Source organism: Bacillota bacterium, from assembly GCA_018333655.1.
GTDB lineage: Bacteria > Bacillota > UBA994 > UBA994 > UBA994 > BS524.
Window position 1 is genome coordinate 57305 of the sequence record JAGXTJ010000003.1, and the last position, 25106, is coordinate 82410.

The 25106-nt window shown below is 54.6% G+C and carries 23 protein-coding genes; 18 read left to right on the forward strand and 5 right to left on the reverse strand.

Going from position 1 to position 25106, the window contains the following annotated elements:
• The first annotated feature begins 45 nt into the window (after positions 1-45).
• The 10 genes from KGZ92_00710 to KGZ92_00755 all read left to right on the forward strand — a co-directional run bounded on the left by KGZ92_00710 (position 46) and on the right by KGZ92_00755 (position 11690).
• Positions 46-1464, forward strand: coding sequence for a sigma 54-interacting transcriptional regulator (locus KGZ92_00710; GenBank protein ID MBS3887806.1), 1419 nt, complete (start codon positions 46-48; stop codon positions 1462-1464).
• Between the two features lie 80 nt (positions 1465-1544).
• Positions 1545-2588 (forward strand): zinc-binding dehydrogenase, encoded by a 1044-nt coding sequence (locus KGZ92_00715; GenBank protein ID MBS3887807.1) that lies wholly within the window; start codon positions 1545-1547, stop codon positions 2586-2588.
• Between the two features lie 13 nt (positions 2589-2601).
• Positions 2602-3858: a lysine 2,3-aminomutase gene (gene ablA / locus KGZ92_00720; protein ID MBS3887808.1), complete on the forward strand. Its 1257-nt coding sequence runs from the start codon at positions 2602-2604 to the stop codon at positions 3856-3858.
• Between the two features lies 1 nt (position 3859).
• A complete protein-coding gene (locus KGZ92_00725; protein ID MBS3887809.1) occupies positions 3860-4909 on the forward strand; it encodes a hypothetical protein in 1050 nt (349 codons plus the stop codon).
• A 26-nt stretch (positions 4910-4935) separates the two neighbouring features.
• Entirely contained in the window at positions 4936-6579 is a 1644-nt protein-coding gene (locus KGZ92_00730) for a hypothetical protein (protein MBS3887810.1), read from the forward strand.
• A 4-nt stretch (positions 6580-6583) separates the two neighbouring features.
• Complete coding sequence (locus KGZ92_00735) at positions 6584-8146, forward strand: lysine 5,6-aminomutase subunit alpha (protein ID MBS3887811.1); 1563 nt, start codon at positions 6584-6586, stop codon at positions 8144-8146.
• On the forward strand, positions 8146-8880 hold the full coding sequence (locus KGZ92_00740; GenBank protein MBS3887812.1) for a cobalamin-dependent protein: 735 nt from the start codon (positions 8146-8148) through the stop codon (positions 8878-8880). The genes KGZ92_00735 and KGZ92_00740 overlap by 1 nt, the downstream gene beginning before the upstream one ends.
• Positions 8881-8986: 106 nt before the next feature.
• Positions 8987-9430, forward strand: coding sequence for a DNA-directed RNA polymerase subunit delta (rpoE, locus tag KGZ92_00745; protein MBS3887813.1), 444 nt, complete (start codon positions 8987-8989; stop codon positions 9428-9430).
• 47 nt (positions 9431-9477) lie between these two features.
• Complete coding sequence (locus KGZ92_00750) at positions 9478-11073, forward strand: CTP synthase (GenBank protein ID MBS3887814.1); 1596 nt, start codon at positions 9478-9480, stop codon at positions 11071-11073.
• Between the two features lie 8 nt (positions 11074-11081).
• A complete protein-coding gene (locus KGZ92_00755; protein MBS3887815.1) occupies positions 11082-11690 on the forward strand; it encodes a class I SAM-dependent methyltransferase in 609 nt (202 codons plus the stop codon).
• Positions 11691-12009: 319 nt separating this feature from the next.
• Here the strand turns inward: KGZ92_00755 and KGZ92_00760 are convergent, their stop codons facing one another.
• Complete coding sequence (locus KGZ92_00760) at positions 12010-12753, reverse strand: SagB/ThcOx family dehydrogenase (protein ID MBS3887816.1); 744 nt, start codon at positions 12751-12753, stop codon at positions 12010-12012.
• Between the two features lie 169 nt (positions 12754-12922).
• Between KGZ92_00760 and KGZ92_00765 the strand changes: the two genes are divergently transcribed.
• From KGZ92_00765 to glpX, 6 genes are all read left to right on the forward strand, one after another.
• Complete coding sequence (locus tag KGZ92_00765) at positions 12923-13318, forward strand: 3-aminobutyryl-CoA ammonia lyase (protein ID MBS3887817.1); 396 nt, start codon at positions 12923-12925, stop codon at positions 13316-13318.
• Between the two features lie 26 nt (positions 13319-13344).
• Positions 13345-14169 (forward strand): 3-keto-5-aminohexanoate cleavage protein, encoded by an 825-nt coding sequence (locus KGZ92_00770; protein MBS3887818.1) that lies wholly within the window; start codon positions 13345-13347, stop codon positions 14167-14169.
• 555 nt (positions 14170-14724) lie between these two features.
• Positions 14725-15396 (forward strand): acetate CoA-transferase subunit alpha, encoded by a 672-nt coding sequence (gene atoD, locus KGZ92_00775; protein ID MBS3887819.1) that lies wholly within the window; start codon positions 14725-14727, stop codon positions 15394-15396.
• Entirely contained in the window at positions 15389-16045 is a 657-nt protein-coding gene (locus tag KGZ92_00780) for a CoA transferase subunit B (protein ID MBS3887820.1), read from the forward strand. Before atoD ends, KGZ92_00780 begins: the two co-directional genes overlap by 8 nt.
• Before the next feature lie 3 nt (positions 16046-16048).
• A complete protein-coding gene (gene fsa, locus KGZ92_00785; GenBank protein MBS3887821.1) occupies positions 16049-16699 on the forward strand; it encodes a fructose-6-phosphate aldolase in 651 nt (216 codons plus the stop codon).
• 36 nt (positions 16700-16735) lie between these two features.
• Entirely contained in the window at positions 16736-17704 is a 969-nt protein-coding gene (glpX, locus tag KGZ92_00790) for a class II fructose-bisphosphatase (protein MBS3887822.1), read from the forward strand.
• 25 nt (positions 17705-17729) lie between these two features.
• On the opposite strand, the gene KGZ92_00795 is transcribed toward glpX, so the two are convergent.
• Positions 17730-18713 (reverse strand): glycosyltransferase, encoded by a 984-nt coding sequence (locus KGZ92_00795; protein MBS3887823.1) that lies wholly within the window; start codon positions 18711-18713, stop codon positions 17730-17732.
• A gap of 112 nt (positions 18714-18825) precedes the next feature.
• Between KGZ92_00795 and KGZ92_00800 the strand changes: the two genes are divergently transcribed.
• Together KGZ92_00800 and KGZ92_00805 are read left to right on the forward strand one after the other, a co-directional pair.
• Complete coding sequence (locus KGZ92_00800) at positions 18826-19842, forward strand: M23 family metallopeptidase (GenBank protein ID MBS3887824.1); 1017 nt, start codon at positions 18826-18828, stop codon at positions 19840-19842.
• Between the two features lie 74 nt (positions 19843-19916).
• A complete protein-coding gene (locus tag KGZ92_00805) occupies positions 19917-21131 on the forward strand; it encodes a radical SAM protein (GenBank protein MBS3887825.1) in 1215 nt (404 codons plus the stop codon).
• Between the two features lie 271 nt (positions 21132-21402).
• Here the strand turns inward: KGZ92_00805 and KGZ92_00810 are convergent, their stop codons facing one another.
• The 3 genes from KGZ92_00810 to KGZ92_00820 are packed head-to-tail and all read right to left on the reverse strand — an operon-like array spanning position 21403 to position 24235.
• Positions 21403-22074, reverse strand: coding sequence for an ABC transporter ATP-binding protein (locus tag KGZ92_00810; protein MBS3887826.1), 672 nt, complete (start codon positions 22072-22074; stop codon positions 21403-21405).
• Between the two features lie 2 nt (positions 22075-22076).
• Complete coding sequence (locus KGZ92_00815) at positions 22077-23183, reverse strand: hypothetical protein (protein MBS3887827.1); 1107 nt, start codon at positions 23181-23183, stop codon at positions 22077-22079.
• Positions 23183-24235 carry a hypothetical protein gene (locus KGZ92_00820; GenBank protein MBS3887828.1) on the reverse strand — a complete coding sequence of 351 codons (1053 nt, stop codon included), beginning with the start codon at positions 24233-24235 and terminating at the stop codon, positions 23183-23185. Before KGZ92_00820 ends, KGZ92_00815 begins: the two co-directional genes overlap by 1 nt.
• Positions 24236-25106: the final 871 nt, after the last annotated feature.

A 25106-nucleotide genomic window follows, 5' to 3' on the forward strand; every position in this document is an offset into this window, starting at 1 on the left:
AAGTTGGCGGTGAAGAAGTTGGCACGTACAGACAGTGCACCGTGGTTGCGACAAACCCTGCTCACCCTGCTCTACGCTATTGATGAAGGCGTGCATGTAGTTGATGAGACAGGGGTTACTATCTACTACAATGCCCAAGCCGGAGAGCTAGAAGGCTTAGAGCCAGAGAGCGTGCTAGGCAAGCATGTGCTCGACGTCTACCCCTCCCTGAGTGCGGAGAGCAGCACCCTGCTCTCCGTCTGTCGCCTCAAGCGACCCATTTTATCTAAGCAACAGTCCTTTACCAATTTTAAGGGCAAAAAAGTGACCACAGTCAACACCACCCTCCCGATTATATTAGAGCATCGCCTGGTGGGGGCGGTAGAGGTGAGCCGCAATATTACTACTGTGCGCGAGCTGTCGGAGAAGCTGGCCGATTTGCAGGCTAGGATGCATGAGGCGCAGGGCGAGCCTAGTTTCGAGGCGCGCCCGGGGGCACGCTACACTTTTGCCGACATTGTCGGTCAGTCCCCTAGCCTGGTAGAGCAGAAGACGCTTGCTTTGCGTAGCGCCGCGACCAGCTCCTCTGTGCTGGTGCTAGGGGAGACGGGCACAGGCAAGGAGCTAGTGGTGCAAGCCCTGCACAATGCTAGTAGTCGCCGCTACAAACCTTTTATAGCGCAAAACTGCGCGGCCCTGCCCGAGACCCTGCTCGAATCCATCCTCTTTGGCAGCGTAAAAGGTAGCTTTACCGGCGCCGAAAATCGCCCGGGGCTTTTTGAGGTGGCGAGTGGAGGTACCCTATTTCTTGATGAGATTAATGCCATGCCCCTCTCTTTGCAGGCCAAGCTTTTGCGCGTCTTGCAAGACGGCTATGTGCGTCGCATTGGCGATGCTAAGGTGCGCGCGGTAGACGTACGCATCGTCACCGCGATGAACGACGAGCCCTATTCCGCCATACGCAAGGGAACTCTGCGCGAAGACCTCTTTTACCGCATCAATGTAGTCACCTTGCGCCTGCCCCCGCTTAGGGAGCGACGCCAAGACATTTCGCTTTTAGCGATGCACTTTATTCGACTCTACAATGGCACTTTTGGCTTGGGGGTTCTCGGCTTGTCGGCAGAAACCGCGGAGATATTTCAGAGCTATCACTGGCCAGGCAATGTGCGCGAGCTACAACATGCCATCGAAGGCGCCATGAATGTCATCACGGGCGACCATATTTTGCCATCTCACCTGCCCCCCCATGTAGTAGAAGGCGCCGGGCAGGCCGGCGCACGAACTTCTACCGCTATGCTCGCCCCTAGTTTCACCTTGCAGACGGGGCAAACTCTGCACGATGCCCTGCAAGAAGTAGAGAGCCGCTTTTTGCAGCAAGCTATGCAGCAGGCGCGCGGCAATGTCACCTTAGCCGCCGAGATACTGCGTATTCCGCGCCAGACTATGCAGTACAAGCTGCGCGCCCAGCAACCGTTTTCGCCCTGAGTTGTGCAACTGGCATAAATCTTGCATACTAAAGAGGAGTAGAGCATGAACTAAAATATTGATGTGGGAGGTAGTAAGCAATGCAGAAACAGGGCTGTCCCTATGGCACGCACCGTGTCATATCCCCCCTCGGGGTATTGCCCCAGCCAGCGTGGAAGATTGACAACAGCATGACCCTTTACGATAACGAGATTCTCGTCGATGTGCTACGTTTAAACATCGATTCGGCCAGTTTTACCGAAATTAAGAAGCGTGCGAATTACGACGATGCGGCAATTCGCCGCATTATACTCGACCTCGTGGCCGATCGCGGCAAGCACCACAACCCTAACACCGGCAGTGGCGGCATGTTTATCGGTGAAGTCAGCGCCATCGGGGAGAAGCTACAGGGGAAGATAGACCTCGCTCCCGGTGACCGCATTGCCTCTCTCGTCTCGCTTTCGCTAACCCCCCTGGCCATCACTGAAATTATTGAGGTGAGGCAAGAGATAGACCAAGTCGCGATTAAGGGACAAGCCATTCTTTTTGCCTCGGGCATTTACGCTAAACTCCCCGACGATATGTCAGATGCCCTAGCCCTCGCCGTGCTCGATGTAGCAGGCGCCCCAGCGCAAACGGCCAAGCTCGTGCGCCCCGGCAACAGGGTACTAGTTATTGGCGGCGGCGGTAAGTCCGGGCTTTTGTGCCTGCACGAAGCCAAAAAGCGCGCCGGGGTCACCGGGCAGGTTATTTCGCTTAACCCGAGTGCGACCGCCTGTGAGCGCGTGCGCGAGCTAGGCCTCGCCGACGTCATCTTGCAAGCTGATGCGACTAATGCTCTAGCCGTGCTTGAAGCGGTAGACAAGGCGACCGGTGGCAAGATGTGCGACTTAGTCATCAACTGTGTCAATGTGCCGGGCACCGAAATGAGCGCTATACTGGCGACCCGTGACGGTGGGACAATTTACTTCTTTAGCATGGCGACTTCTTTTACGGCTGCCGCCCTCGGCGCCGAAGGCGTGGGCAAGGATGTAGAGATGATCGTCGGCAACGGCTACACCAAGGACCACGCCGCCATATCTTTGCAGGTACTAAGAGAAAACGATAAATTGCGCGAGTTGTTCACACAACTGTACGCCCGATAGGAAGGTGAATTTTTTGCCCGCTTACAAAGAAATTTCTCTCTGGCAACAAGTTACGGAGGACGAGTGGCAAGACTGGCGCTGGCAACTGCGCAATCGCATTCAAGACGTAGACTCCCTCTCCAAAGTAGTAACGCTGCGCTCCCAAGAGGTAGAAGCAGTCTCTGAGGCCCTCTTGTCTTTGCGCATGGCCATTACCCCCTACTACGCCTCACTCATAGACGCCGAAGACCCCTGCTGTCCGATTAGAAAGCAGGCCATTCCCACGCGGCCGGAGCTTATTTCTGCGCCAGAAGACATGGCCGACCCCCTGCACGAAGACAGTGACTCGCCCGTGCCCGGCCTTACCCACCGGTATCCCGATCGCGTACTATTTCTCGTCACCGATCAGTGTGCCGTGTACTGTCGGCACTGCACCCGCCGTCGCTTTGCCGGGCAGCATGACCAGTCCGCAGGCAAGGAGCAGATCGACAACTGTATCGAGTACATTCGTGAGAACAAAATAGTGCGCGATGTACTGCTTTCGGGGGGCGACCCGCTCGCGCAGACCGACGAAAGGCTAGAGTACATCATTAAGCGCCTGCGCGAAATCCCCCATGTGGAGATTATCCGCATTGGCACCCGCATGCCCGTGGTTATGCCGATGCGCATTACCAGCGCCCTCTGCAACATGTTAAAGAAGTACCATCCCATCTGGGTGAATGTGCATTTTAACCACCCCAAAGAAATTACACCCGAAGCAAAAGCGGCCTGTGCCATGCTGGCCGATGCGGGCATACCCCTTGGCAATCAGTCCGTGCTCTTGCGGGGCGTCAATGACTGCCCCCACATCATGAAGAAGCTTGTGCATGAGCTAGTGAAGATGCGCGTGCGCCCCTACTATATTTACCAGTGCGATTTGTCGCAAGGCATTTCTCATATGCGCACTTCGGTAGCGAGGGGCATTGAAATAATCGAGAGCCTGCGTGGCCATACCTCGGGTTTTGCCGTGCCTACCTTTGTTGTGGATGCCCCGGGCGGTGGCGGCAAAATACCTGTTATGCCGCAGTACCTTATCTCGATGTCAGACCGCCAAGTCATCCTGCGTAACTTTGAAGGCGTTATCTCGGCCTACACCGAGCCCGCCGACAAACACAGCCCCTGTCTCGAGTGTGGAGTATGTGAAAAGCACGACCATATCGGCGTTACCGCTCTCTTTGGCGGCGACAAAGTATCTATTGAGCCCGAGGGCCTCAAAGAGATGCGCCAACGCTTCCGCAAGCCCCGCGCCTAGCATGCGGCTACTCGAACTCCTAGATAGCGCCAAGGTGTGCTCTGTCTCGGTGGTGGGGCTCGCTAAAAATGCCGGTAAAACGGTGGCCTTAAACAGCCTCATTAGACAAGCTGCCCAAGCGGGTGTTGCCCTTGGCCTGTCTTCCATTGGCTACGATGGCGAAAAAATCGACCTCGTGAGCCGTCTCCCTAAGCCCCGTATCGAGGTGGTAGAGGGTACAATTTTAGCCACAGCCAGCGGCACACTAGAGCGCTCCACAGCCGCGCTCGAAATTCTGGCGGCCACGGGTTTTGTCACCGCCTTAGGCGAGGTCTTGCTCGTGCGGACGCGTGAAAGCGGTTATGTCGAGATAGCCGGTCCCGACAGCTACGGCGAAATGCAGAAATGCATCGGCCGGATGCTTAAACTTGGCTGCCAACTAGCCTTAATTGACGGCGCCTTAGATCGAGTTGGTTCGGCCTCCCCGGCGGTGACAGAGGCCGCCATACTAGCAACAGGGGCCGTAGCGGGGGGCAGTATGCGCCAGATACTAATGCGCACCCTCCACTTTGTTTCGCTCTGCTCCCTGCCCAAGCTGTCGGAGGGGGCAAGGCGCGCCGCGGCCGTGCGTGCCACCCTAGCGGGGCAGTTACTGCTCTCTACCTCGCAGGGCGAGCGGGTGCTGCCCTTTGCTTCTGCCCTAGGGCATGCCGCGGCCATAGCTGACTGCCTACCTCGTGACGAAGAGTTTGCCCTGGTGGTGCCTGGCGCGGTAAACGAGTCGCTACTTGGCGAAATAATGCAGAGGCCGCGTCTCGCGCGGCAGGCCTTACTTATCTCTGCCGACCCCACCCATATTTTCGCCACGCCAGAAGTATGGCAGAAATACCGTGCCTTAGGCGGACGCGTGGCCGTCTTAGAGCAAATTCGCCTGCTGGCTGCTACCGTTAATCCCACCGCACCTAGCGGCAAAGCTTATGAACCACGGCAGTTTGCCGCCGAAATCGCCGCTAGCTTAGCGCCACTTCCGGTCTACGATCTCTTTGACTCTGACCAAGCGGTGTGTCTCTAAACATGTACCAGAAAGGGGATGTACCTGTGGGCGAAAGCTGTGACGTGCTCGGTTTGCCCTATTTTTTCGCCTGCTTAGCCCCGGCTTCCCCCTATGGTAAGTCACAAGCGGCGCGGCTCGTCCCCTTTAAGCCCGGCGAAGAACAGGCCCTCGAAGCAGAGCTTAACGCTCTAGGCTTGGTACTAGCTCAGCTTGCCGAGCCGGCAGGTGAAGGGCGACTACTAAAGATACGCCACTACCTCGGCCAGCTGCCCGATTGGCGAGAACATCTATACCGTGTCGCGGCCGGGGGGGTGCTACTTGATGCGGAATTTTTTATGCTCAAGCAAAGCCTCTTTTTCTTTGACGCCATAAGACAGCTGCTCGCGAGCGATAAAGAGCTAGCCAGCGATTTTTCCCCGCCCTGCTTACTAGGCCTTTGGCAGCTACTCGACCCCGAAGAGACAGGTTCCCCCTCGTTCTACCTCGGAGACGCCTATTCTCCGCGTCTTGGTGAAGTGCGCGCTCTGCTGCGCGAGACGCGCAAAAAACTGGCTGGCCTCGCCGCCCTAGGGCAGCAGGAGGCCGAAAAAATCTTCGCGCTAAAGTTTAATCTCGCGGGCGAAGTTGCCGTGCCGCGCCACGCCGCCGCCCTACGCGAACAGCTAGAAAACAGTGGTCGTTTCCTGCCAAGCCGCGAAACCTACACCGAGCTTTACTATACGCGCAAAGCAGCCCCTAGCGAGGCCCTGCTGACAGTGGAGCTTGCGCAGTTAAAGAAACTTGAAAATGAAGAAGAGGACAAAGTGCGCCACTTCTTGTCGCATGAACTGAAGCAAAGTGTGGCCGCCCTCAGCCTCGCCATCGAGCGCCTGGCGCGCCTAGACCTTGTCCTCAGTAAAGCCCTGCTCGCACGTCGCTGGCAGGCCACTCGGCCACATATCGCCCCCCATGATGAGCCTTTGCATTTTACTATGCATTTGGCGCGCCACCCGCAAGTCGCAGACGATCTCTTGGCGCGAGGGCTTGGCTTTACCCCCACCAGCTTGGAACTAAGCCCCGGGGTGGCTATTATTACGGGGGCCAATATGGGCGGCAAAACGGTGGCTCTGCGCACCGTAGGGCTCTTGGCCTCACTAGCTGCGCTCGGCATGTATGTGCCGGCCGCCTACTGCCGCACTTCACTTTTTTCGTCGACCACCATGTTGGCAGGTGAATACCGCGCTAGCCTCACCGGGCTTAGCCGCTTTGGCCACGAGATCGTAAACTTAAGCCAGGCCTTGCCGCAGTTTGGTGACCGCGCCCTACTGCTAATTGACGAGTTGGCGTCCTCGACTAATCCGCGCGAGGGCAGCGCCATAGCGCAGGCCGTAGTGCTACACCTGCAGTGCGCCCCAAGCATCACCCTCCTCACAACGCACTACGACCGCCTAGCCCACCAAGAAGGGGTAACTCACTGGCAAGTGGTAGGTCTCTGCTTGGTAACAGAGGAGGCGCTGCGCGAAGCCCTATCCCAAGCTAGGCCCGAGTCGCTCAGTCAGTTAAGTCAGTTGATGGATTACAGGCTCCACCGAGTCGCGGCAGCCGAGGCTCATTCCCAAGAGGCCATACGTGTAGCTAGGTTTCTCGGCTTGCCCGAAAGCATTGTCGCGCGGGCCTTGTCCTTACTTGAGATGAAGGGAGAGGAGTAGTCAGATGAGCAAATTAAACTTGGATTTAGAGAAAGTAACTAGGGCGCGCCAAGCAGCCGCCCATGTTGCCGCTAGCCTGCAGGAGTTTATTGCCGGGCACACCACCGTGGCTGTAGAGCGCACCGTGGCCAGGCTTTTTGGCATAGACGGGGTAGATAGCGAGGGTGTACCGCTGCCTAATCTTGTTGTCGAAGACCTCGTCCGTGGCGGGGGCATGGGCAAGGGCGCGGCCTTCTACATCGCTAACGCCTGCGTGGCACTTAACGCCACGCCCATGGAAGTAGCCACAGAGCTCGCCTTAGGGCGGCTTACCCTTACCAAAGTGCAACCGGCACCAAGTGGGGTGAAAGAGGCCATAAGTGACCTCGCACATCAGGCCTTGCAAAAAATTGCCTCGGGTCGGCGCGAGCGGGAAAGGTTACTGGCCGAGGTAGGAGAAGGCCGGCAGCCTTATCTCTATGTTATCGTGGCCACCGGCAATATTTACGAAGATGTGGCACAAGCCAAGGCGGCTGTGCGCGCTGGAGCCGATATTGTCGCCGTCATACGCACCACAGGGCAAAGTCTGCTCGACTACGTGCCCTACGGCGCTACCACCGAGGGCTTCGGTGGCACCTACGCCACACAAGAGAATTTTCGCATTATGCGCCAGGCCTTAGATGAAGCCGGGCAAGAGGCAGGGCGCTACATCCGCCTGGTCAACTATGCCTCGGGCCTCTGCATGCCAGAGATTGCCGCCATGGGGGCGCTAGAGCGCCTAGACGTAATGCTAAATGACGCCTTGTACGGCATACTCTTTCGCGATATCAATATGCAGCGCACCCTAGTCGACCAGCATTTTTCGCGCATTATTAACGGCTACGCCGGCATTATTATCAATACGGGCGAGGACAACTACCTCACCACCGCCGACGCCATAGAGTCTGCCCACACCGTACTAGCAAGCCAGTTTATTAATGAGCAGCTCGCGCATTTGGCAAGTATACCCGACGAGCAGTTAGGGCTAGGCCATGCCTTTGAAATTGACCCCGCCCTAGAAGACGGCATGCTCCTTGAGATAGCCCAGGCGCAAATGGCACGGCAAATCTTCCCCCGCGCACCGCTCAAGTACATGCCCCCCACCAAGCACATGACGGGCAATATCTTTAAAGGCCAGGCTATGAACGCCATGTTCAACCTCACTTCAATCCTAACGCAGCAGGGCATTCACCTGCTCGGCATGATGACAGAGGCCATTCATACCCCATTTCTGCAGGACCGCTACCTAGCCCTTGAGAATGCGCGTTATGTGATGAACACGGCGCGCTCACTAGGTGACGAAATCCAGTTTGTCGCGGGCGGCAAAATAGAACGACGGGCTAACGAAGTCCTAGACAAGGCCCTAGCTCTGCTGCTACAGGTGGAGAAAAACGGCCTGATGGAGTCCATCGAGGCAGGCGTCTTTGCCGATGTCAAGCGCGGACGCTTTGGCGGCAAGGGGCTAGAAGGCGTAGTTAGAAAAGCGCCCGACTATGTTAATCCGTTTCCTGAGCTTATGCAGTCACGTACTCTTTTGGGGGGGCGGTAGTGTTGGAGATTCGTCCATATGGCGACACCGAAAACGACGGAGCGATACAGTTATCTTTTACTCTACCCGTGGCCAAGAGCGAAGAAGCGAAAGAAGCCGCTAAGCAGCTGGTGCTGCGCATGGGATTGCAGAGCGTTAGCGTCGTGCACATGGCCGACGCGGGCGAGAACTTCACTTTCTTTGTCGTCTACGCCAAGACCGATGTAGCGGTAGACTTTGCGGCCATTTCTGTTCCCAAGGTAGATGCCCTGCACCTTAGTTACTACCAGGTCAACGACTATATTCGCCGCGAGATAGGGCGCAAAGTAGTCGTGGTGGGCGCCTGCACCGGTACAGACGCCCATACCGTGGGCTTAGATGCCATAATGAACATGAAAGGCTATGCCGGAGAATATGGTTTGGAAAGGTACCCGGAGTTAGTGGCGGTTAACTTGGGCAGCCAAGTGCCTAATGAGACACTTATTTCCCGGGCAATTGAGCTTCAGGCCGACGCCATCTTAGTTTCGCAGGTGGTCACCCAGAAGGACGTGCATATTCCCAATCTCACCGAGCTAGTGGAATTGCTCGAAGCCGAGAAACTGCGCGACAGGCTAGTGCTTGTTTGCGGTGGGCCCCGCATCAGCCATGAGTTGGCGATTGAGCTAGGCTTTGACGCTGGCTTTGGCGGAGGCACTTTGCCACCCCATGTTGCTTCCTTTATTGTGCAAGAGATGGTGCGCCGAGGCATAAAGTAACTGCCCGCAGAGGAAAATAGGATGATTTTGCGCCATGCTCTTGGCATGGCGCAGGATAATGCATATAATACTTGCGAACGCCGTTGGCACAAGGAGGACTAGTGCAGTGAATACACCGTTAAATAAGAAGCGTGAGCCCATTCCTGACACCGGACTGCGCATTTTGCGCACGCGCCGGCAAACCATGCATTATAAAGATCTAGTCAACGAGATTGTCGTAGAACGTGGCGAAGAGCAACTTAGCACGCCCGAGCACCTCGCCCATGTCCTCACCCAAATCAATCTCGATGCCCGTTTTGTGCATATGGGCAAGGGCTACTGGGGGCTGCGCGATTGGGCGGGTGGTCAGCAAAAGTATACTCCGGTCATAATCCCAGGTGAGGGCGACTACCAGCCTAAGCCAGGCGACTATATTTTTGTGGAGGACGACGATACCGACGACGAGAGCGAGCTCCTTATCCCCGTTCCCGATGAGGAAGAAGAAGTCTTTCCCGAAGAAGAAAGCGAACCGCTAGGGAGCGACGATGAAGACGACGATGACGACGAATAACCGGGCACAGCCCGGCTTTTCAACTTTATAGGCAGGGGGGATGTAGCATGGCTAAATTTGTCTTTGTTACCGGAGGCGTCGTTTCAGGGTTAGGTAAGGGGATAACGGCAGCGTCACTAGGGCGTCTACTAAAGGCGCGAGGGTACACGGTGAGCGTGCTCAAGTTCGACCCCTACATCAATGTTGACCCTGGGACGATGAGCCCCTACCAGCACGGCGAAGTTTTTGTCACAGAAGACGGGGCAGAGACCGATTTAGATTTAGGTCACTACGAGCGCTTTATGGACATTAATCTCTCCACGAACAACAATGTCACCGCCGGCAAGATCTACAAGTCCGTGATCGACAAAGAGCGCCGCGGCGACTACTTGGGAGGCACGGTGCAGGTTATCCCCCATATTACTAACGAGATAAAAGAGCGCATGCAGCGGGTGGCTAGAGAGACCAATGCGGAAGTGATGGTTGTAGAAATAGGGGGCACCGTAGGCGACATTGAGTCGCTGCCCTTTCTCGAAGCCATTAGGCAGATGCGCCGCGACCTAGGCCGCGAAAATGTCCTCTACATGCATGTCACCTTAGTGCCGTCTTTGCGCCGCGGGGGCGAGCTTAAGACTAAGCCCACGCAGCACAGCGTCAAAGAACTGCGCAGCCTAGGTATTCAACCCAATGTCATTATCTGTCGTACCGAGGAACCACTCTCGGTCGAAATACGCGCCAAGATCGCTCTCTTCTGCGACATTGACCCTGCGGCGATCATCGAAAATGTTGACGTCGCCTCTATCTACGAAGTGCCGCTCATGCTTGAGCGCCAGCGCCTTGACGAGCTGGTTATCGAGCGCTTAGGTCTTCCACCTAGTCAGCCAGACCTTAAAGAATGGCGGCAGCTGGTGGCCGAGATGGCCTCGCGAGTTAAGGTCGTAAAAGTAGCCTTAGTGGGCAAGTACGTCTCTTATACCGACGCCTACTTGAGCGTGGTCGAAGCTTTGCATCACGCTGGATTTGCTGCGGCCGTGAAGATAGAAGTAGTGTGGGTCAAGGTCGAAGATATAGAAGAAAAGGGCGCGGAGCACTTTCTTAAGGGTGTCGATGCCGTGGTAGTGCCCGGGGGCTTTGGCCACCGCGGGGTCTTAGGCAAAATTCTCGCTGCGCGCTACGCTAGAGAACAAAGGTTACCCTACTTGGGGCTGTGTCTCGGCATGCAAGTAGCTGTTATCGAGTATGCTCGCCATGTCTGTGGGTGGGAGGACGCCGACAGCGCCGAGTTTAGAGACTGCGCGTACCCCGTCATCGACCTGCTGCCAGAGCAAAAAAACATTGAAGACCTAGGTGGCACCATGCGTTTAGGCTCCTACCCCTGCAGTGTGGTCAAAGGCACCAAGGCCCATGCCGCCTATGGTCAAGAGCTTATCGATGAGCGCCATCGTCACCGCTTTGAGTTTAACAACCACTATCGCGAGCCCTTGCTGGCAGCTGGCTTAGTAATATCTGGAACATCGCCCGATGGACGCTTGGTAGAGATAGTCGAAGACCCCAGCCACCCGTTCTTCGTGGGCGTGCAATTTCACCCTGAGTTTAAGTCGCGGCCCAACCGTCCTCATCCACTTTTTCACGCCTTAGTTTCCGCCGCGCTAGAGCCCAAGTAAGGCCAGTTATGAATCATTACTTTAGTCAAGATCCAAGCAGTCGGCACGACATAAAAGAAATCGAGGCTACCCTACTGGGGCACAAGTTGCGGTTTCTTACTGACAGCGGTGTTTTTTCTAAAGACGGGGTCGATTTCGGCACGAGACTGCTCCTGCAGACTGTCGTCATCCCGCCCGGTTCATCCGTACTTGATCTTGGCTGTGGCTATGGTGCGCTCGGCATTACGGCGGCCCTGCTTAACCCCACCGGTCATACCACCCTGGTCGATGTTAACTTGCGCGCACTCGACTTGGCGCGTCTTAACGCCCAAAAAAACGGCGCCCACCATGTCAGCGTAGTGCAGAGCGACGGCATCTCGGCGCTCACCGGGCAGAAATTTGCGGTGGTGCTCACTAACCCACCCATTCGCGCCGGCAAAGACGTTGTTTTTTCTTTTTACAGCGGCGCGCGTACGGTATTAGACAGTGCCGGCAGCTTGTGGGTCGTCATTCAAAAGAAGCAGGGCGCCCCCTCCACCGAAAAGAAACTGCGCGAGCTCTTTAACTCTGTTACCCTAGTTAATCGCTCCAAAGGCTATCACATTTACCAAGCCACTAAAACACCTACAACACCATAATAAAAACAGGCTGACCCAAGCAACTTGGTCAGCCCGTTTCCCATTTCCCGCTACTCACTGCCACTTCCTGCCGTGGGCTGGGAGACGATTTCAACCACAGAGGCACAGAGGCGTGGAAAAGAGAGGAACAAGGAACGAATTTAATAGCCTAGTTTAACTCTTTCTTTCTCTGTGACCTCTGTGTACTCTGTGGTAAAAAACGTGCTTTACTCTCTCTAACTTCTAATTTCCAACCTCTAACCTCTAGTTATGTGCTCTGTGGTAAAAAACGTGCCTTCCCCTCTCCTGCCTCTTATCTCCTGCCTCCTGCCTCTTGAATCTATTTTCCTGCTGTTGCTATATACACGACAAACTCGTTCTCTCCGTCAAAACCAAGCAGCGCATTTACCTCATCGTCATTAAAGGCAGCGATGGCGCAAACCCCAGCCCCAAGTGCGGTGGCTGCCAAGTAGAGGTTTTGGCAAATGTGCCCCGCGTCAAGATGCATGTAGCGGTAGCCGCGCTCGCCGTAGCGCCACTCCATGCGGTAGGCATCTGCCGCCCAGAAGAAAGTCACGGCCGAGGTACCCACAAAGGGCTGTTCTAGACAAGCCTGGCTCAGTTTGTGGCCCCAACCGTCTCCCTCTGCCAGGAAAAGAAGTTCATGGCTAAGCGCTTGGTACTGGTAGATGCCTGGGGTTAGCCCAGAAACCCTATTGACCAAGAGGTATGTTTCAAAGGGATGGCGCGCTCCCGCTGAGGGCACCGTGCGCAGCGTGGCGGGGCGACTGGTCACTTTCTTCACGCCCTGGGTTGTCCAGAGCAGGTAGGTCAGTTCTTCTAAAGTCAGGGGGGTCTCGCTGTACTTGCGTAGGCTAGAGCGGCTCTCGATGATCTCTCGCAAGTCGACCTGTAGCGAGGGCAAGGCCTCGACTTTAGGCAGGGTAATCCGCGCCAGCACGGGGCGCGTAACGCGCTCTAGGGGAGGCTGTGGCAGCTCCTTCACCTGGTCAGATTCTTTCGCATATTGGTACTTGGTCTTCTCCATAAACTCGCGGCCAGCTACACTGCGAAAACGTTCCATAAGTGCATCCCCCTTATTCTTCGTTAGACGAATCTATTATATCATGACAGGCAAAACCTGCAATTCTTACTTGGCCTGGCCGTGGCTCTTGCTGCCGGCGCGGCAGGTTAAAGAGGCGCCATTGGCGAAGTAGTTAGCACATAAAGAGTAAAGGAAGGTGCTGTTTTCTGTGAAAGCGACGATTAGACTGCGCATGAGCCTGCATGATGCTCATTACGGCGGCAACTTAGTGGATGGGGCGCGAGTGCTCGCCCTGTTTGGCGATATAGCCACCGAGCTACTTATTCGCCATGATGGCGATGAGGGGCTCTTTGTCGCCTACGACATGGTGGAGTTTAAAGCCCCCACCTATGCCGGCGACTACTTAGAAGTGGAGGGCGAGATTACCTCTGTCGGCAAGACTTCGCGCAAAATGAGCTTTGCGGCCTACAAAGTCATCGCGGCACTAAATGACCCAGCACGGCCAACGGCAGCCGACGTCTTGCCCGAGCCACTACTGGTGTGTCGCGCTACGGGTACCTGTGTCGTGCCCTTAGATAAGCAGCGTCGCCTCGCTACTGTGTAAAACATTAAGGCAAGGGAGGTAGAACCTTGGACAAACTTATCATAACAGCAGCCATAGTGGGCGCCGAGTTAACCCGCGCCGAGCAGCCCCACTTACCACTTACTCCGTCTGAGCTAGCCGAGGCCGCCTACGAGTGCTACCAGCAGGGGGCGTCTATTGTGCACCTTCATGTGCGCGACAAAGACGGCGCACCCTCGCAAGATAGTGCTTTGTTTGCCGAGACCATGCGGCTTATTAAAGAGAAGTGCGACATTATCGTGCAGTTCTCTACGGGGGGTGCTACGGGCACACCTGTCGAGGCGCGTATAGCGCCCCTAGCCCTCCGCCCCGAGATGGCTACTTTGACCACGGGTACTGTTAATTTTGGGAACGACGTATTTTTTAACCCCCCGGAGTTCGTAGCGAGCATTGCGCGCGCCATTAAGGAGCATGGCATACGCCCCGAGATTGAAGTTTTTGAAACGGGCATGATTCAAAACGCCTTAGCCTTGGTAAAACAGGGCCTCTTAACTTCCCCGCTCCATTTTGATTTTGTCCTAGGCGTTCCAGGTGCTATGCCGGGCACGGCGAAAAACCTGCTGCACTTGGTCGAGAGCATACCGCAAGACGCTACGTGGATGGTGGCAGGTATCGGCCGCGCGGAGCTGCCACTAGCCACCATCGCCCTAGTGCTAGGCGGTCATGTACGCGTCGGGTTCGAAGACAACATCTACTACAGCCGCGGCGTACTGGCCACTAGCAACGCCCAACTGGTAGCGCGCATCGCCAGAATAGCAGCAGAAATCGGTCGCCCTGTAGCCACCCCTAGCGAAGCCCGCCAGATTTTAGGTATCACCCCTTCCGTCAAGTAGGGAGACGATTCCAACCACAGGGCTTGGATACGATTTCAACCACAGGGCTTGGATACGATTTCAACCACAGAGGCACAGAGGCGTGGAAAAGAGAGGAAGATGGACCGAATTTAATTGCCTAATTTAACTCCTTCTTTCTCTGTGACCTCTGTGTACTCTGTGGTAAAAAAATGCCTTCCCCATCCTGCATCTTAACTCTTGTTTCTTGCCTCTTGAACTCTGAGGCGTGGAAAAGAGAGGAACAAGGAACGAGGCTACTTGTTCACTTGAACTCCTTGTTTCTCTGTGATCTCTGTGCACTCTGTGGTAAAAAAATGCCTTCCCTATCCTGCCTCTTATTTCTTGCTTCTTGCCTCTTGTACTCTGAGGCGTAGAAAAGAGAGGAACATAGAACGACGTCGGCTACTTGATTTAATTCCTTGGTTCTCTCTTTTGTACTCTGTGCTCTCTGTGGTTGATAAACGCACCCTCCTCTCTCTTGCTTCTATCTTCTTGCTTCTATCTTCTTGCTTCTATCTTCCAGTTACTCATTCCACACGTAAGGAGTAGGATAAAATGAGCAATAAACTACGCACCGCAGCGGAGGCCCTAGCCGAGTTGCAGTCTGGCGCCACAATAATGATCGGGGGCTTCTTAGCGGTAGGCACACCCGAAACCCTAGTGGACGAAGTTCTTAACAAGGGCGTCGATGAGTTGACTATCATCGGCAATGACACTAGCTTTCCCGACCGTGGTATTGGCAAGCTAGTAGTGCATAAGCGCGCCAAGAAGGTCATGGTATCGCATGTCGGTACTAACCCCGAGACGGGCCGGCAAATGCACGCCGGCGAGACCGAGGTAGAGCTCGTACCGCAAGGCACCTTAGCAGAGCAGGTTAGAGCAGGGGGAGCCGGCCTAGGCGGTATTCTCACGCCCACGGGCGTGGGTACGGTGGTCGAAGTGGGCAAAGAAAAGATGGTCGTTAACGGCAAGGAGTACTTGCTAGAGCGCGCTTTGCAGGCCGATTTCGCCCTCATCCGGGCGCATAAAGCCGACTCCACAGGTAATCTAGTCTATCGCCGTGCGGCGCGCAATTTTAACCCCCTCATGGCTACCGCCGCCAAAATTGTGGTGGCCGAGGTAGACGAGATTGTACCTGTCGGAGCGATTGACCCCGACGAAGTAGTTACCCCAGGCCTCTTTGTCACTTACTTAGTAAAGAGGGAGGCACCAAGAAGCCATGAGTAAAGATATTAAGCGTGAGCGCATCGCGCGGCGCATCGCCAGCGAACTGACCGACGGCATGGTTGTTAACTTAGGCATTGGGTTGCCCACGCAAGTGGCCAACTACCTGCCGAGCGAGATTAAGGTCTTGTTTCACTCCGAAAACGGCTTTGTGGGGCTAGGCTCCGCGCCTTTGCCCGGGCAAGAAGACCCCGATGTCACTAATGCGGGTGCGCAGCCAGTCACCATTTTGCCGGGGGGTGCCTGCTTTGACAGCTGCATGTCTTTCGCCATTATCCGCGGCGGGCATGTTGACATTACCGTCCTAGGCGCGCTCGAGGTAGATGAAGAAGGCAACCTAGCTAACTGGATGGTGCCAGGCAAGATGGTGCCTGGCATGGGCGGAGCGATGGACCTCACGGTAGGAGCGCGGCGCGTCATCGTCGCTATGGAGCACACCGCTAAGGGCAAATCTAAGATTTTAAAGAAGTGCACCCTGCCCCTTACCGCCAAGCAAGAAGTAGATATGATTGTCACCGAAATGGCCGTGCTCGAAGTAACACCCGCGGGCCTAGTACTAAGGGAAATTGCCCCTGACACCACCATTGAAGAAGTAATCGCCCAAACCGAGGCCACTTTAATTATCAGCGACGTAAAAATAATGGAGGTCTAGCAGATGAAATTCTTTCTTGACACCGCCAACATCAGCGAAATTAAGCGCGCCGTAAAGCTTGGCGTCATTGACGGCATTACCACTAACCCCACCCTTATTGCTAAGGAGGGGCTAGCCTTTCATCCCACCGTACAAGAAATCTGTGCCCTTTGCCCCGGCCCAGTCAGTGCCGAAGCCATTAGCTTAGACGTGCCAGGTATGCTGCGTGAAGCACATGAGCTAGCCGCCCTAGCCCCCAATGTGGTCGTCAAAATCCCCATGACCGCGAACGGGCTCGAGGCCGTAGCCGCTTTAAGCCAGGTCGGCATTAAGACGAATGTCACCCTTATTTTTTCTGCCAACCAAGCACTGCTGGCAGCGCGGGCCGGCGCGACATATGTTTCGCCCTTTGTCGGCCGTTTAGACGACATTTCGGCCCCCGGTATGGAGGTAGTGCACGACATCGCCCATATCTTCCGCTTGCATGGTCTGCCCACCGAAATAATTGCCGCGTCTTTGCGCCACCCGCAACATGTCCATGCCGCAGCTGTGGCCGGGGCACATATAGCCACCGTTCCCTACAAAGTAATCGAGCAAATGATTAACCACCCCCTTACCACCTTAGGAATCGAGCGTTTCTTGGCCGACTGGCAGACAGTTAAAGACAAGAGTTAAGCAGCTATTCGTAATCTATAACTAAGGGGGCTATCTATGGAGCGGGAGCTAGCGCTAGAGTTTGTCAGGGTGACCGAGGCCGCGGCCATTTCCGCGGGACGCCTGATGGGGCGGGGACAAAAAGAGGCAGCGGATGCCGCTGCCGTCGATGCCATGCGTGCCATGCTAGACACGGTGCAAATTAGGGGAACCATAGTTATCGGCGAAGGTGAAATGGACGAGGCCCCCATGCTCTACATCGGCGAAAAAGTTGGCGGGGCCTCGTTTCCAGAAGTAGATATCGCCGTCGACCCCTTAGAGGGGACTAGCCTCGTGGCCAAGGGTCTCCCTAACGCTATTGCCGTACTGGCCGTGGCCGAAAAAGGCGGCCTGCTGCACGCTCCCGACATGTACATGCAGAAACTAGCCGTAGGTAGCGAGGCTAAGGGCTGTATTGACCTTAATGCCCCCCTAAAATACAATCTCGAAAAAGTAGCCCATGCCAAGGGCAAGCGTGTGGCAGACTTGACGGTGGTCATCCTCGACCGCGAGCGCCATGCTTCTATCATTCGCGAGGTGCGCGAAGCAGGTGCCCGCATCAAGCTCATCTCCGATGGGGACGTGGCGCCGGCCGTAGCTACGGCCTTTGGGGACAGCGGCGTCGACATGCTGGTCGGCATTGGCGGCGCGCCGGAAGGGGTCTTAGCAGCGGCAGCTCTAAAGTGTTTGGGCGGCGAAATGCAAGCCCGCCTGATGCCCACCTGCGAGGCCGAGGTTCGCCGTGCCGAGAGCATGGGCTTTAAAGATGTCTCTGCGGTACTCACCTTGCAGGATATTGTTAAAGGCAATGATGTCATTTTTGCGGCCACCGGCATTACCGATGGCGATCTGCTGCGCGGGGTGCGTTACCTAGGCGCTAAGGCCACTACGCATTCCATCGTCATGCGCTCTAAAACTGGCACTGTCCGCCTAGTAGAAGCAACTCACCTACTTGAGAAAAAGGCCTTTCTGCGGCGCGATGTCTAACGGGCAAGTCTGTGGCGCCTTAGCTTTACCTGTGCTGAATTTGCCGCACATCTTCTAGCACCATCTCCCAGCGCTTTTGCCAAGTATGTTCACGCAGCAGGCGCTCTCTGGCCTTAGCCGAGAGTGCCTGTAATTTTTCGGGGTGCGCTAAATGGTCTTTAAGCTTTGTCACTAGCTCAGGCAGAGAATTGTAGCCGACTATTTCTTCACCATAGGTAAAATACTTCTGCATCTCCGCGAACTCCTCGGTGAAAACCGGCGTGCCGCAGGCGACAGCCTCAAAAAGACCCACTTTTACATTGATATACCCTGCTACCGTGCGCGAGAAAGAGAGGTAGGTTCGCCCCGTATTTAGGGCCACCACTTGCTCAGCGCCATTTACTTGGCGGCCGCGGGGTATCAGGCCGCAGTACTTCCAGCCGCGCCCATAGAGCCCGACCTTGAAGTGTTTATCGAGTAGAGCAACTGCCGCTAGGCGGTCGGCGCGCGGGTGGCCGACTATAATGCAATCGTATTTTTTGGGCACTGCGGGTAGCACGCGATGAAAACGCGGCGAGGCGGCAAAGGGCAAAAGCCGTGCTTCGCAGCCAAGGCGCCGGTAGTCCGCGAGCGAAACTTCAGCATTAGTATAGAAAAGATCGAAGTAGGGCGCGTAATGCGCGCCTTGCGAGGGAAAGACGTCGGGGTCTGATAGCGAAATGCCCACCGTGGTAATCCCCGCTTGCTTAAGCTCAGCATGCATTTCGCGCGAGAAACTCATGCCGCCCGAATTACATACGACGACCTCGGGCTGGTAATCGCCAATAGCAGCCCGCACCGCCTCATCATGCAGCCAATTAACGCCTCCGTGCTCTGGCGAGGGGCTTTTTTTCACCCAAGGAGAATTTTTGCCAGAATAAAGCTGGGTATCGATGGCTTTTAGAGCACATACTTCGTGTAAGTCCTTAACCATTAAAGAAACAATGTCGTTTTCGCCCATCCAGTAGCTTCCAAAATGTAATACTCTCATCTCTACCACCTCACTATGAGCATAGCATAACTCAAGTAGGCCATGCATAGACAGTGTAGCTTTGGCGAAAGATACAAGAGAACTTGCCCTCCCAAAAGGAGAGGTGGACATTTTGTCAGCATACAGTTCCTACTGTCGTCAAGTTTTGGCCACAACGCTCTTTGTCGCCCTGTTAAGCATCCTGCCGTTCCCTGCGGGGGCCCCCACGTACCAGATCGCCTACCTCGTGTCCGCAAATGAAGAGAAACAAGGCGGCGCACCCGAGCAAGTAGTCGAGACGCCTAAAGTCGAGGCACCAGAAGCACCAGAGACACCAAAAGTAGCAGAGGTACCAGAAACACCAGAAGCACCAGAAGCGCCAGAAGCACCAGTACCGCAAGAAGTAACTTCTGCCACAGCCGTCGGTGGGCCAGCGCCTAAGGCGCATGTAGTCAGAGCGGGCGAGACGCTATCCTGTATCGCTTCTCGTTACCAGCTGAGCGTGGGGCGCCTAGCGGACCTTAATGCCCTTACGAATCCCCACCGGCTAAGCATTGGGCAAAGAATTTTGCTTTCTGAGCTACCCGCGCCGCCGCGGCAGCATCAGGTGCGTAGCGGTGAGAACTTGTGGGTGGTAGCTGGGCGGTACGGTGTCAGCGTCACAAGTATTATTGAGCTCAATAGTCTAAAATCACCAGATCAACTAAGAGTCGGGCAAGTTCTCCTCATCCCCAAGACCGCAAGCACCCTCAGGGCGTCGCGCAGTAGTCTAAATGCGGCAGGCATGATCTGGCCGGTCCTAGGGCGCATAACCAGCCGTTTTGGTCCCCGCTGGGGTACAATCCACCAGGGCCTAGACATAGCGGCGCCGACCGGCACCGAGATTGTGGCGGCTCGGGCAGGCCGAGTGGTTTTAGCTGGTTGGTGGGGCGGCTATGGCAAGTGCGTCCTTATCTACCATGGTAGTGGTATGCACACACTTTACGCCCACGCCTCTAGGCTTCTCGTCACAGAAGGGGATCGAGTGGTGCAGGGTGAGGCCATAGCGAAAATAGGTAGTACCGGCAATTCCACAGGCCCCCACCTACACTTTGAAGTGCGCATCAACGACGACTTCCGCGACCCGCTAAATTTCTTGCCAGAACGCTAAGACAGGCAGCCGAGGCTGTCTGTTTTAGTTCATTAAGGTATAATGGCAGAGAGAGAAGTGAGGGGGGCGTTTGCCTGTCGTACTTAGTTTATGCCGATGCCCGAGGTCGAGTTTACGAAGACCTAGAATACAGGGCGGTGTTGCGCACTGGCGATAGGTTGCTCGTGCCAGAGGACGAAGAATTAATGCCAATGCCTAGCGGGGGGAGCCTAGTAGTCTTGCCGGGTAGGGCGCCCATCGCGCTAAATGCCAAGGGGCAGATGTTGCGCTACCCTAGGCACGGCGCGCAAGCAGTCGCGGCCCTTCTGCCACAGGGCTACTTAAGGTTGCTTTTGCCTGGTTACAGTCGCACCCAAGACCGTTTGCCCCTCTTTGGTTATACCGGAGTAGCCTGGCGTGACGGGCAGTTCTTTGTGGCGGCGCGGGCGGTCGCCAGCACAGCTGACTTAGCGCGGTGGGCGCCCGCTAGCTTTAACACCACTCTGCTCGCCGAGCTCGTAGAGGTTAGGCGCGCGGAGCTAGGCAAGAACCGTGTACTAGAGCAGTTAATCCACTGCTCGCTTCACTATGGCTGTTTTACAGCGCAAAACATCATCTACCGCCGTTTAGAAGGGGCCTTGCCCATCTCGCCTCACTGCAATGCTAGCTGCGTGGGCTGTATTTCGCTGCAGTCCTCAGAGTGTTGCCCTGCGCCGCAAAACCGTATTAGTTTTGTGCCCACTAAGGACGAAGGAGTGCGACTAGCAGTCGCACATCTCTCTGGCGGTGGGGACATGGTCAGTTTTGGGCAGGGCTGCGAAGGCGAGCCCCTCTTGCAGGCCGAGCTCGCGGCCGACATCATTCGCGGTGTGCGCGGCGAAACGAAAGAGGGCCGCATAAATGCCAATACCAATGCCGGCTACTTGGCCGGAGTAAAAAAAGTAGTCGATGCCGGTATAGACTCCCTGCGGGTCAGCCTTAACTCCGTGCGTCAAGAGTCCTACGACCCCTACTACCGCCCCGCGGGGTATACTCTTGCCGACGTAGTAAAGTCTATCCATTACGCGCGCGAGCATGGGGTGTATGTCGCGCTCAATCTTTTGTCTATGCCCGGAGTAACCGATAGAGAAGAAGAAGTAGCGGCACTCCTCGCCTTTTTAACCGCGACGAAGGTCAACCAAGTGCAGTTTCGCAATCTCAACCTCGACCCCGACCACTACCTCGCCGTGCAGCCACGCGCACAGGGCGAAATTATCGGCATGGTGGCGTTAGCCGAGTCCGTGCAGGCGCTAGGCGTTAGCGTGCGCTAGCCCCCTCTGTCGGCATCCTCTGTCGTTAAATTATTCCATAGAAAATCTTTACATATAAAAGAGTCTAAGGAACTAGTTATGCAAGCAGCATAGTGCCAGCTTCCTCTCTTTTCCACTCCTCTGTGTACTTTGTGGTTGAAACCGTGCCTCTGCGGCATCGGGGGCGGCAGTCTGTACCATAGAACCCTTCACGGCTATATGCTGCTCTCTCCCTTGCTGCTAGCTTGGGAGGGGGGTTTTCTTTAGGGCCAAAAATCATCATGCGCTGCCACTAAACTAACTTGCCATCCCTCATGCGCAATTGTCTACCGCACCGTTCTGCCAAGTCTAGGTTGTGTGTAACGAGCAGAAGCGTTTTGTCGGTGCTTACTAACTCTATCAGGAGACTAAAAATATCTTCGCCGGCTTGCGCATCCAGAGATCCCGTCGGTTCATCGGCCAAAATTACTTGGGGATCACTCACTAAGGCCCTGGCTATCGCTACCCTTTGGCGTTGGCCGCCTGATAGTCGGCGGGCCTGTTGATGAGCTTTGTCCTCCAAGCCTACTCTTGACAGAGCTGCCTGTACACGCCGCCTACGTTCGCTTCGCCCCAATCTGTCCGGACCGTAAATTAAGGGGATCTCTGCATTTTCTATCGCCGTATAGTCTTCTATTAATGCGAAGTCCTGCACAATGTACCCAAAAAATTTACTGCGATGGGCAGCGCGCTGCGTGCTCAAAAGCTGCTTAGCATTTTGACCCGCGATAAGTAGCTCGCCAGAGTCAGGAGTTGTGATAAGTCCAATCATGTTAAGAAGGGTAGTTTTGCCGCAACCTGATGCGCCAACAATGGCTACACTCTCTCCACGATGTATCTCGAGCGAAACGCCCCTTACGGCATGCGTTACGCTGGGGCCGCGACGAAAGTCCTTGTGCAAGGACAGGCAGGTAATTAAGCTCATAACTAGTCACCCCTCAAATGTAAAAAAATATCGGACTTTCGCAATTTAATTATCGGTACAACAGCGATTATTGACACCAATCCTCCAAGCAGCGGGATTGCACCGAACAGCTGTGCCCAAGGAGCCTGATACATGGATCTAAGGAGAATTGAGGCTAGCAACAATGGTGGCCCTACCAGCAAAGTGATATAGATGAAAACCCTAGCGTATAAGTGCCACAAGCGTGCGCCAGACAATAGGTGAATAGCATATTCCGACATATGGTTTTCTAACAGCAAGACTATGTTTACCACAATGCCCACTAGTACATAGGCCGAGGTGATCGCAAAAAAGACAAGGAAAAATACGGCACCATAGAACGCTCCGCCGTGGTGCTGTTGCGAATAGTCATTCAATTCGATGGGATGTAAGGCCACACCAGTCATTTCTCGAACGCCCGACACAAAGTACAGGAGATCTGCTCCAGATGGCCTTATTAAAGATGTATTCACCAAGATCTCGTCAAAGTGATGATAGCCCACGTAGAAAAAGCCCATTATAGATTCTGCGCTTGTCAGGATTACCAGGGAATTATCCAAGGTTTGTGGGGTTCCACGCGCTATGTAGTTAGCGTCTCGAGGCAGTCGATGGTGCACTAGGATATCCTTCGTGTTCCTTTCGCCAAAACTTACATAATCTCCTACTCGCAATGAGCCAACATTGTTTCCGATAAGCGCTACGGGTCCGGCGGGTATACTATCGTGGCCCTTTAATTGTAATAATTCTGAGAATGCCCCTACGCCAACTACCACCGCCAAATCTGGATGCTCCCGCAATTTAATCGAGGATACAACCGAGTAAGCCCTCAGATTCTCATCAAGCGCGCTAGATAGCCATCTCGCACCATCTGGCGTTACGCTCCGACGAACGAAAGTTCCTAAAGTCTGGGAAAAAAAGACCATGCGGTTATCCGCCATGCTCTCAGCAATCCTAATATGGCGCGAAGAAGTGATCGCGCTCTGAGCAACAATCGGCAGGAACAACAAAACCACGACTAGTTGAATAGCAAAGAAAACAAAGACTACTGGCCTTCGCCTAACATCTCTAAGAGCAAAAGCGAATTGCGTCATCATATTCCCCCAATATCCATGGTCCGAACCCTCTGGGCTAAGAAGGCGATGCACCAAAGGGCAAGGCTAGCGATGATGGTAACGGCAATTGACAATGGCGCAACCCATGTCGGCAAAAAGGCGAGATTGAAGCCGTCACTCAGGCGAAAGGTAACTGCGTACAACCCTGCGCCGAGCAGCGCCCCTAGACAGATAGGACCCAGACCACAGAAGAGCACTTTTGCTAGGAGCCTACTTCTCGTAGCGCCAAATCGTACATGAATGGCGAAGTGATTCCTATAGCGTGACAATAGGACGAAGTTTGCCAGAAAGATATTAAAGAACATAAATACCAGCCCCGCTACTACCATTGCATACAGTGGGTTGAACATTCTGCGCCGAGCGACTCCTTCATCCGGCTTCGCGGCTACAACTTGAGTACCATATCCTCGGCCTTGTAGTAAGGCCATCACATCCGCAACAAGGTGCGAGTCTTTGCTGAAGTACCATGTTCCCAGCAGGCTGGAACTATGCAACAAACTGACCACGAATGAACGCTGGTCAGAAAAAAAGGGATGCTCTCGGCCATATACCCCTCTTACTTGCATCATCTTACCTTCAACCATCGTAATCCCCTGTTGAGTCATATGGTGCAAGGGGGATTCATAGCGAACTAAGGCCATGGGAAGGCCACTATAAAAGTCACCCCTGCCAAAGTATTCACCTTGCGCTAGTGGATACCCCGCAAAGTGCCCCGTCGGGTCATATACCGCCAAGCCAAAGTCTAAGCCTTCCAGGACTAGGACTGTGTCTGATGCCGCTAAAATGCGCGCCACTTCACTGAGGGTACTTTCCACCTCATGCAGTTGCGAAGGGGGAGCATGCCTTCTGACACGGACAGCAACTGCTTCTTCTGGCAACCCATATGGCATACTGAGTGCCTGCCTGAGAAGAATAAGTTGTATGGCGGTGAAGCTCGTAAAAACAGTAATGGCACAGGAAAGAAATAGAGTGGCGAAAACGATTACCCACCCATGCCTCCACGCCACCATGGACCTACTCTGTCCTTTCATCCACAGTCTCGACCTGGTTCTCAGGGGAGACATTCACCCACTTCCCCGACCCAAAGGGGACCCAATCAAACCCATAATTAAATGTCACTGCCGGGGCCCATGGATTAAGGGTGTCCAAATATCTCATGCTCACGCTGAGGATAGAGCCATCTTCAGCGCTTTGGCCAAAGGGCGTGAAAGCCCATTGTTCACCAACGAGCCCATTACGATACACAAAGAACCCGCGAGCAGCATGATGCCCATTCTCAATATAGGCTGGTTGGCATTGGACATAACCATCAAAGAAAAGCTGGCTCGCACTCTCAGTGGAAGTTGCGAAATTGGGCCAACTAGCAACCCCTGATAGAGCAAAGATACTGACGGCGACCAGAGCCAACATAGTAATGCCTAAACTTTTATTTACAACATAACCGGCCCGATACAACATAGCATTCACCCTTTCTCCATTTCGGCTTTGCCATCAATCAATCAGCACCTACACATTGTCACGCAAAACATATAACGTAGTATTCTCCTACCCCTTCTTTATAAAAAATCCTGTCTAGCAAGCAGGAATATTTTCCTGATTTTGAGTAAATATTAGCATGCTATTCCATTAACGTCAACTATTTGGCGAATTTATAGCAAAGGGACGTCAGACTGTGTGAAAAGGACCTAAGTTAGAAGCAAGAAACAGGAAGCAAGAAACAGGAAGCAAGAAACAGGAAGCAAGAGACAAGAGAGAAGAAGTAACGTTTGCGTGTGCTAGACGCATTGGTTGATTCGCTTGATCTTAGGAAACTCGGGTTTCCCGAGCCTTCGGCCATAGGCAGACCCTCCTATGCGGCCAATGACCTTTTGAAGTTGTACCTTTATGGCTACTTGCACGGCA